Origin of the sequence: Bradyrhizobium genomosp. I (2014), from assembly GCF_000261685.1 — a bacterium.
Lineage (GTDB): Bacteria > Pseudomonadota > Alphaproteobacteria > Rhizobiales > Xanthobacteraceae > Bradyrhizobium.
In genome coordinates this window covers 1-8,748 of sequence record NZ_AJQE01000332.1, presented here as the reverse complement: position 1 = coordinate 8,748, position 8,748 = coordinate 1, and the positions used below count along the sequence as shown (strand labels likewise).

General features: G+C 61.3%; 8 protein-coding genes and 1 pseudogene. All 9 read left to right on the top strand.

All coding sequences use genetic code 11. From position 1 onward, the window contains the following. On the top strand, positions 1 to 360 hold a 360-nt coding region (locus IC50_RS29915), incomplete at its 5' end, for a hypothetical protein (protein ID WP_035713351.1). A gap of 57 nt (positions 361 to 417) precedes the next feature. After that, positions 418 to 900, top strand: coding sequence for a transcription elongation factor GreA (greA, locus tag IC50_RS29910; protein WP_035713348.1), 483 nt, complete (start codon positions 418 to 420; stop codon positions 898 to 900). 211 nt (positions 901 to 1,111) lie between these two features. Further along, a complete protein-coding gene (locus tag IC50_RS29905; protein WP_035713345.1) occupies positions 1,112 to 1,789 on the top strand; it encodes a hypothetical protein in 678 nt (225 codons plus the stop codon). A gap of 246 nt (positions 1,790 to 2,035) precedes the next feature. Further along, a pseudogene (locus IC50_RS43375) lies at positions 2,036 to 2,413 on the top strand (calcium-binding protein); the annotation flags it as partial. 183 nt (positions 2,414 to 2,596) lie between these two features. Then, entirely contained in the window at positions 2,597 to 4,069 is a 1,473-nt protein-coding gene (locus tag IC50_RS38575; RefSeq protein ID WP_244429680.1) for an alkaline phosphatase PhoX, read from the top strand. Positions 4,070 to 4,280: 211 nt separating this feature from the next. Further along, the gene (locus tag IC50_RS29895; RefSeq protein WP_035713342.1) at positions 4,281 to 6,017 is read left to right on the top strand and encodes a type I secretion system permease/ATPase; all 1,737 of its coding nucleotides are present in this window, start codon (positions 4,281 to 4,283) and stop codon (positions 6,015 to 6,017) included. Next, positions 6,014 to 7,318, top strand: a complete 1,305-nt coding sequence (locus tag IC50_RS29890) for an HlyD family type I secretion periplasmic adaptor subunit (protein ID WP_035713339.1) — start codon at positions 6,014 to 6,016, stop codon at positions 7,316 to 7,318. The genes IC50_RS29895 and IC50_RS29890 overlap by 4 nt, the downstream gene beginning before the upstream one ends. A 196-nt stretch (positions 7,319 to 7,514) precedes the next feature. After that, the gene (locus tag IC50_RS41575) at positions 7,515 to 8,015 is read left to right on the top strand and encodes a DUF5625 family protein (protein WP_440588154.1); all 501 of its coding nucleotides are present in this window, start codon (positions 7,515 to 7,517) and stop codon (positions 8,013 to 8,015) included. A 476-nt stretch (positions 8,016 to 8,491) separates the two neighbouring features. Next, a partial coding sequence (locus IC50_RS42825; protein ID WP_210161544.1) for a hypothetical protein occupies positions 8,492 to 8,748 on the top strand: 257 nt, incomplete at its 3' end.

Below are 8,748 nucleotides of genomic sequence, written 5' to 3'. Positions count from 1 at the left end.
GCGGCGGAGCCGGTCGAGACGTCCGGCTTCGATCCGGCAGCGGTCAAAGCCGGGAACGCGCCCGATGCCGCGCCGGCTGCCATGAAGCCGGCCGAGCCGCCTGCGCAGATCGCGACCACGCGGGACGGCAAGCGCCTGCTGCCGGCGGAAGCGATCGCCGATCTCGTGCTCGGCGAGCTGCGCAAGCTGGAAAACTTCCCGAACTCTGGCGTCTCGGTCACGGTCTATGGATACCGGCACTGGAACGCCATGCTCACCTTCGCGCCGTTCTCGACCAGCTTCCAGAATGCAACCCGGTTCCGCCAGGCCGTGCCGGACCTCGTCTTCAAGCTCCGCCGTTTCGTCGAACTTGAGATATAGTCTCGGCGATCGGCGGCGCACGGCGCCGCCATCGAAACAGCTCGACAGGATATTCAATTGAGCGTCGCCTTCACCAAGGAAGAAAGCGCCGAAACCGCGTCCGAGACGCTGTTGCCGGATCGCCCGATCTCGCCGCATCCGAACCTCGTGACGGAGGCAGGCTTCAAGGCGTTGCAGACGCAGCTTGCCGAAGCGCGCGGGGCCTATGAAGCCGCGCAAGCCATCGAGGATGTCAACGAGAAGCGGCGGCAGTCGGCGGTGCCACTGCGCGATGTCCGCTATCTCACCGAACGCTTACGCACGGCGCAGGTCATGCCCGATCCGGCCTCGACCGACGTCGTCGCCTTCGGCAGCACGGTCACGTTCAGCCGCACCGATGGCCGCGTCCAGACCTATCGCATCGTCGGCGAGGACGAAGCCGATCCGAAGGCCGGCTCAATCTCGTTCGTCTCGCCGGTTGCGAGGTCGCTGATGGGAAAGGCAGTCGGAGACGTCGTCGGCTCAGGCGCGCAGGAGATCGAAATTCTGTCGATCGCGTAGGAGCGCAGGGCGAGGATCACGCGCAAACGACCGTTGAAGCACGAAGGCGAATCAGCCTGATGTCGATCGCGCCACACCTGTCTGGAATGGAGACCATGATACCTGAAGCACGACGGAAGCAGAGCAGTCGCGCCGGAATGCGGCTCGCCATGCGTTTCGGTTGCCGTGTGATGGTCGCCGCCAAGTCCGCCAAACAAAGCTCGATGGTCGGATGAGGCGGTTTCTGGCGGGAGCGGTGCCGTTCTATGCGCTGGCTGGCCTGGCCATGTGCATGTACCTCGTCCTGTACAGGACGAACCTCTTCGACTTGAACGCCATTGTCCAGGGTGCGACCGGTTCGTCATGGTTTCTGGTCTTCATGTTCGCCTGCGTGCTCATGGAGTCGGTCTTTCCGTATTTCGGCTATTTTCCCGGTACGGCCCTGATCTTGATGTCCGTGGCGCTCAACCCGAAGCCCGCGGATGCCTTCGTCTTCGTCATGGCGTGGCTGGCCATCATCGTTGGCGCCGTCTTGAGTTACGGACAGGCTCGTTTTTTCAGACCGTTCTTGCAGCGGGTTGCCTCGAAAGCGGCGCTGAGCCGGTGTGAGTCCCTTCTTCACGCCTACGGTCCATATGCGCGCGTTGCCTTGTTCGTTCATCCCAACGCCTGTGCGATGTATTTCACGGCACTCGGACTTCTCGGCGGCAACCTGACGCGAGAGTTTGTCCATCTTTGCCTGGGCGCGGCGGCCTCGGTCGGCGTGTTGTTCGTCATCGTGACCAGGCTCGTGTCGTCGGTGGGCGCCACCGACGATGGGCAATTGCAGCTGCTGCTCGCGGCAGCGCTGGTCGCCATCGGCACCCTGGTCGGCCTCTACGCGGCCTGGCGGGCGGAGCGGGTCGCTTGAGGCTTGCTCCGGCATTGCGGGCGGCTTGTCCGCCATAGCTCGAAGAGCGACGGCGTAAGCGAAGCAATCCAGTCCTTGCGGGTGCGTGCCGTGCCGACGGTCGCCGAGTAGCCTGGGGCGGAGTTGGCCGGCGAGCTTGCGCCACTGCGCTTGTGCGGCCTCGGCCTCGACCAGGGCAAACCCGTGCCCGAACGAGCCGCCGAACAATCAATTCGAGCCCAGCGCAGGCATGGCCCATTCATATCGATGTCGCGTCAACGTCACAGCCGTTGGTTAACGGATCGCTCGTGCCAGTACCAAGCCACACAGCCAGGGAGCAAGAGCATGTCGCACCATCACCACGGCGATCATCGCCACGTCGGTCCGTTCAAGAAGATCAAATTCGGAACCAACGGAGACGACGCTATTCCGGGGTCGGGCCACAGCGACATCATCCTTGGCTTCGGCGGCAATGATACGATCGTCGCCGGCCTCGGCAATGACATCGTTTTCGGCGGCCGCGGCAATGATTGGATCGACGGCGGCAAGGGAAACGATACGCTGTTCGGCGAAGGCGGCAATGACGCCCTGATCGGCGGCGATGGCAATGACGACCTGCATGGCGGCCGCGGCCGGGATCTGCTCCTTGGCGGCGCAGGCAGGGATCATCTGAGCGGCGATGAGGGCAACGACAAGTTCCTGCTTCGCAAGGGCATGGGCCTGGACACAATCGAGCATCTTGACGCCGGCGATCGCATCGACGTCCGCGACTTCAACATTCCTTCCTTTCAGACGCTCATCAATTCCGCGCGCCAGGTCGGTCATGACGTGCAGATCAATCTCGGCAATGGCGACGCGCTGATCATCGAGCATGCCCGCATTTCCGATCTTCACGCCGAACAGTTCATTCTGTCCAATGAGGTGAAGGGCGTGTCGAGCTCGCAGACGCCCTACCTGCTCAGCAGCGATTCGCACGTCTATACCGAGTCGTTGCTGACGACCGGCGACAGCGTGAACGGCTACAAGATGGCCGGCATTCCGGACGGCCTCGGCGCGTTCGATAATGGCGACGGTACCTTCACCGTGCTGATGAACCAGGAGCTTCCCGGAACGGCCGGAATTGCCCGAGCGCATGGCGGCACCGGCTCATTCGTGTCGGAGTGGGTCATTGACAAGACGACGCTGCAGGTCGTCTCGGGCAAGGACCTCATTCATGACGTCTGGATGTACGAGGGCGGCACCTATGTCGACCATAACGCCGGCAACAGCCCGGTGATGTTCAACCGCTTCTGTTCGGCAGACCTTGCCGATTCGGGCGCGTTCTACAATGCGCAGACCGGGCTCGGCTTCGACGGCAGGCTCTATCTCAACGGTGAAGAGAGTGGCGTCGAGGGACGGGCCTTCGCCCACGTCGTCGGTGGCCCCCAGGACGGCAACAGTTACGAGCTGGCCTGGCTCGGCAACATGGCCTATGAGAACGTGGTCGCCAATGCCCACACCGGGGACAAGACCGTCGTCGCCATGATGGACGACGGCCAGAACGGCCAGGTCTACTTCTATTCCGGCACCAAGCAGGCGACCGGAAATGCCGTCGAAAAGGCCGGGCTGACCGGAGGCCATCTGCTCGGAATTCACGTCAGCGAGTTCGAAGGGTCCGCGAACAATGCGCCGAGCAGCACCAGTCCGCTGGGCACCGACGAGAAGTCCGCCTTCACCATGATTGATCTCGGCGACGTCAGCGGCAAGACTGGCGCGCAAATCGACGCGGACAGCGAAACTGCCGGTGTGACGAGCTTCCTGCGGCCGGAGGACGGCGCATGGGATACGCTCAACCCCAATCGCTTCTACTTCGTGACGACGAATGCATTCAACGCACCGAGCCAGCTCTGGGCGCTGGACTTCACCGACGCGTCGCATCCCGAGCTTGGCGGCACTGTCAAGCTGCTGCTCAACGGCAGCGAAGGTCAGCAGATGCTCGACAACATCACCGTCGATTCGCACGGCAAGATCATTCTGTCCGAGGACGTCGGCAACAACGCCCACCTCGGCAAGGTCTGGCAATACGATCCTGCGACCGACGCGCTCACACAGCTCGCCCAGCACGATCCGAGCCGATTCGTCACGGGAGGTGCAAACTTCCTGACCCAGGACGAAGAGGCTTCGGGCGTCATCGACGTCACGCATATCCTCGGTAACGCCGGGGAAAACGTCTATCTGATCGACACCCAGTCTCACCTCAATGTGGGAGGCGAACTCGTCGAAGGCGGCCAGTTGCAACTGATCCACCAATATCTCGTCTGACGCCAGTCGCCCGACGAGACTGTTGCTCAATGTGGAGGTGCCGGGCTCCCCGGCCGGCACCTCTGCTGCTGTCAAACGGCTGTCATGAATCATCGACAGTTAGGAGCAGGGCGTCGCTACCTCGGTGAAGGGCGGTCGGTTCGGGACAATCACCTCATCGTAAGGCGCGGAGTAGTTGCGTGTGATGTTGGCTACGCAAGCAGGCCTTTCCATGGATGCAGGATCGGAGCTGCGGGCCGCCCTTCGATCGTGCCGCACGGCCCTTGTGGGCATTGCAGCGTTCAGCGGATTGATCAATATCCTCAGCCTGACCGGCTCCCTCTACATGCTGGAGGTCTATGATCGCGTCCTGCCAGGCCGCAGCGTATCCACGCTGGCGGGCCTGACGATCATTGCGGCCCTGCTGTTCGTCTTTCAGGGCACCTTGGAGGTGGTTCGCGGCCGAATGCTGGTTCGCATCGGGAACCAGATCGACTGGCGCATCGGTGACCGCATCTACGATCTGGTGGTTCGCCTTCCGCTTCGCACACGCGGCGGTGGGGACGGACTTCAGCCGGTTCGCGACGTCGACACCGTTCGGTCGGTGATATCGGGCTCCGGTCTGCCTGCGCTGTTCGATCTGCCTTGGCTGCCGTTCTATCTCGCCATCTGCTTTGCTTTCCATCCGCTGATCGGCGCGACGGCGCTCGGCGGTGCACTCGTGCTGGTGATGTTGACGCTGGTCACCGATCGCTTGTCGCGGCAATCCGTCCGGAAGGCGTCGAGCTATGCCGCTGCACGCAATCGGCTTGCCGAAGCCAGTCGTCGCAACGCGGAAGTCTTGATCGCAATGTCGATGTCGTCCCGGTTTCTGGAGCGATGGCGCAAGCTTGGCGATGCTCATCGCAGGCAGCAGAGGATCGCCAACGATATCTCGGGAGGCTTCGGGGTCACGGGACGGATATTGCGCATGATGCTGCAATCGGCCGTGCTCGGCGTCGGGGCCTATCTCGTCATTCGACAGGAAGCATCCGGCGGGATCATCATTGCCAGCTCCATCCTGACCGGTCGCGCACTTGCACCCGTGGACGTCACGATCGGCAACTGGAAGAACTTCATCGCCGCTGCCCAAAGCTGGCAGCGCCTCACCGGGCTGATGTCGGCGTTGCCGGCGCCCGCCGACAAACTGCCTTTGCGGCCGCCGGAACGGCTCCTCGTCGTGGACAAGTTGTCCGTCACGGCTCCTGGATCGGAAAAGCTCCTGGTTGCCGATGTCAGCTTTCACCTGAAGGCAGGCAGCGGGCTCGGCATCGTCGGCGCCAGCGGCTCGGGAAAATCCTCGCTGGTGCGCGCCCTCGTCGGCGCATGGCGGCCGTCACGCGGCGTGATCCGGCTCGATGGTGCATCGCTCGAGCAATGGTCGCCTGACGCATTGGGAAATCATATCGGGTACCTGCCTCAGGACGTCGAATTGTTCGAGGGGACCATCGCCGAGAACATTGCACGGTTTGTGCCTGATGCTTCGATGGAGCAGATCCTTGCCGCTGCCGACGCCGCCGGCGTCCATCAGCTCATCGTCAGCCTGCCCGATGGATACAACACCCAGATCGGCGAACACGGCGCACTGTTGTCGGCGGGCCAAAGACAGCGCGTGGCGCTCGCGCGGGCGCTGTATGGCGATCCTTTCCTGGTCGTGCTCGACGAACCCAATTCCAATCTGGATATCGAGGGCGAAGAGGCGTTGACTCGCGCAATTCTCGCCGTTCGGGCCCGGGGCGGTGTCGTCGTCATCGTCGCTCATCGTTCCAGCGCGCTGGCTGCCGTGGACTTCGTGATGACGATGTTCCAGGGCCGGCAGCAGGCCTTCGGGCCCAAGGAGGAAGTGCAGTCGCTGCTGGCGAGGCGGGAAGCCGGGCCGCCTGCCGCGCCATTCAAGGTCGTCGTCCCTCAACCGGCCGCATCCACATGACCACCGCGATACACGGCGAAGATCGCAGCATGCGCCATCATCTGCTTGCCGGCGTCATTCTGGCGGCAGTATTGACCGGAGGGATCGGTGGCTGGGCTGCTACGACCGAGCTGTCGGGAGCGGTCACCGCTGCTGGATCGGTGGTCGTCGACTCCAATGTCAAGAAAGTCCAGCATCTCACCGGTGGTATCGTTGGCGAGCTGATGGTTCGCGAGGGCGACCATGTCCGTGCCGGTGAAACATTGGTGCGGCTCGACGAAACCGCCCTGCGTGCCGGCCTCGCCATCTATACGAAGGGACTGGACGAGATGCGCGCCCGCAAGGCTCGTCTTGCCAGCGAACGAGACGGGGCCGACCATCTCGTCGTTCCGCAGGAACTGCTGGATAACGCATCTACGGAGTTCGCCGCCGCGCTCGGCAGCGAACGCAAGCTGTTCGAGTTGCGCGCCACCGCGCGCCGCGGACAGAAATCCCAGCTTCGCCAGCGCATCGCGCAGCTCGAGGATGAAATCCGCGGCTATTCGGCTTTGCAGCAGGCCAAGGCGGAAGAGATCGAGTTGATACAGCGCGAGCTGACCGGAGTGCGCGGCCTCTGGGAGAAGAATCTCGTCCAGATAAACCGTCTCACCCTCCTGGAGCGCGAGGCCGCGCGTCTCAAGGGCGAACTGGCGCAGTCGATCGCCTCCACGGCTCAAGTCCGGGGCAAGGTCACCGAAATCGAGCTGCAGATCCTGCAGATCGACCAGGACCTCAGCAGCGAGGTTGCGAAGGAATTGCGCGAGATCGACGGCAAGATTGGCGAGTTCATCGAGCGCAAGGTGACGGCCGAAGATCAACTGAAGCGGGTCGACATACGCGCTCCGCAGGCCGGCGTGGTTCATCAACTCAACGTCCATACGGTCGGCGGCGTGGTAAGCCCGGCCGACCCCGTCATGCTGATCGTGCCGGAAGCCGACCTGTTGATGGTGGAAGCCAAGATTGCTCCGGCCGACATCGACCAACTCTACGTCGGTCAATCGGCAAGCCTGCGGTTCTCTGCCTTCAACCAGCGCACGACGCCGGAGATCGAGGGGAAGGTCAGCCGTATCTCCGCCGACGTGACGCCGGATCAACGCACGGGTCAGAATTTTTACACCGTACGTGTCTCGATGTTGCCCGAGGAGCTGGCGCGACTCGGCAATGTCAAGCTCGTGCCCGGCATGCCGGCGGAAGTCTTCGCCAAGACCTACGACCGCAGCATCCTGTCGTATTTCACCAAACCCCTCCTGGACCAGGTTGCCCGGGCCTTCCGCGAGCGTTGATGCAGGGCACCGGACATCGGCTGCTCAAGCCATTTCATAACGAAGGCTTAAGTTGGTGCAACTAGATGTAGTGAGGCTCCACGTCAGGTTGTCGGTCGGATAAGGCCAGCCTGAGTAATTACAGCGTCTTGTTGAGAGGCCCGGGTTGGGACCAATCACCTATAGCTTTTGCCACAAGCCTGTCATCGGCCTTGCAATGTGGATCACGGGCCTCTGCACGTTTTGGCCCCCGATCCCAGACACTGAAATTTCCATTCGTGATAGCGGCTTGGTCCTGAACAAGGAATTCAGCGCTCCCGTAGCCAAGTCATATCTGTTCACCCTCAGATTTGTCTTTCCATCAACGGAAGCCCGTCTCAAAGATAAACTGGTGGGTCAAAGGCACGTTGGCGGTTACTGTACCGGTGGCACTGAGTATGAGGATGTTCCACTACCTGATCGTTCAGGCTTGGGCCTTCCAATTCCGTTGAAAGTCATTGTGCGTACAGAACCAGGAGGAATCCCAGTAGCCGAGCAGACCTTTCATTCGCTGTGCGCAACGGGTCACATGACGACTGACAAAATTAGAGACATCGGGCGGCTACATCTCAATGAAGGGACCTACCGCGTTGAGGTTTACAATTTGCAGCCGCAGCCGGCGTTTGACGGCATCGCAATACGAATACGCCTCGGCAGTGGCGATGCAAAGTGGACCTAGGCGCTATGACGGTCGGTGCGTTGCTTGGGTTAGGCTCTGTCGCTGTGCTGGCTTCGCAGTCATGACGTTGCGACCACTCTGGTTCTTCGGTCGCAAGAAAGCGGACGTTTGCAGGGCCTCGGCAAAGGAGCCTTTAGCGGCTCTCGAAATCTAGGCTGAGTGGTGGGCGCACAAGGGATCGAACCTTGGACCTCTCCCGTGTGAAGGTGGAGGCCGTATTCAAAACAGCCTATAGTAATAGGCTATTTTGATGATCGGGCGACGACTGCACACGTTTTGCACACCGTGGTTTCGTACTCAAGGAATGAGCGCTCCCTAGATGAGGAGAGGTCCACCGGCGTTATCGTTATGTCTGTCCGCACAGCATGATCGTGCGGCCAAAAAATCGGCGATTGAGTTACCGGGTAAGCCAACTGATGCGCGCACTATATTCCGGATTTAGGAATGAATTAACAGCCTCCCGCGAAGGTTGAATAATGAACTGGTCACGCAAGAATGTCGTCCTTTCGATTCTGCTCGCGCTTCCAATTGCCGGACTGATCACCATCATCTTCTTTTCAGTCATACCATTGCATCATGAGCAAGATGAGTGTTCGTTCGGATCGGTAACTAACGCTGAATATCGGGGGATGCTTTCTGCCGCTCGATCGCTGAGATGGAAATCGATCTTCGAAGGGCAAGAAATAGAAGACGCGCTGTTGGCGCAGGATCGTGTCCCAAGGAGTGGTGTAGC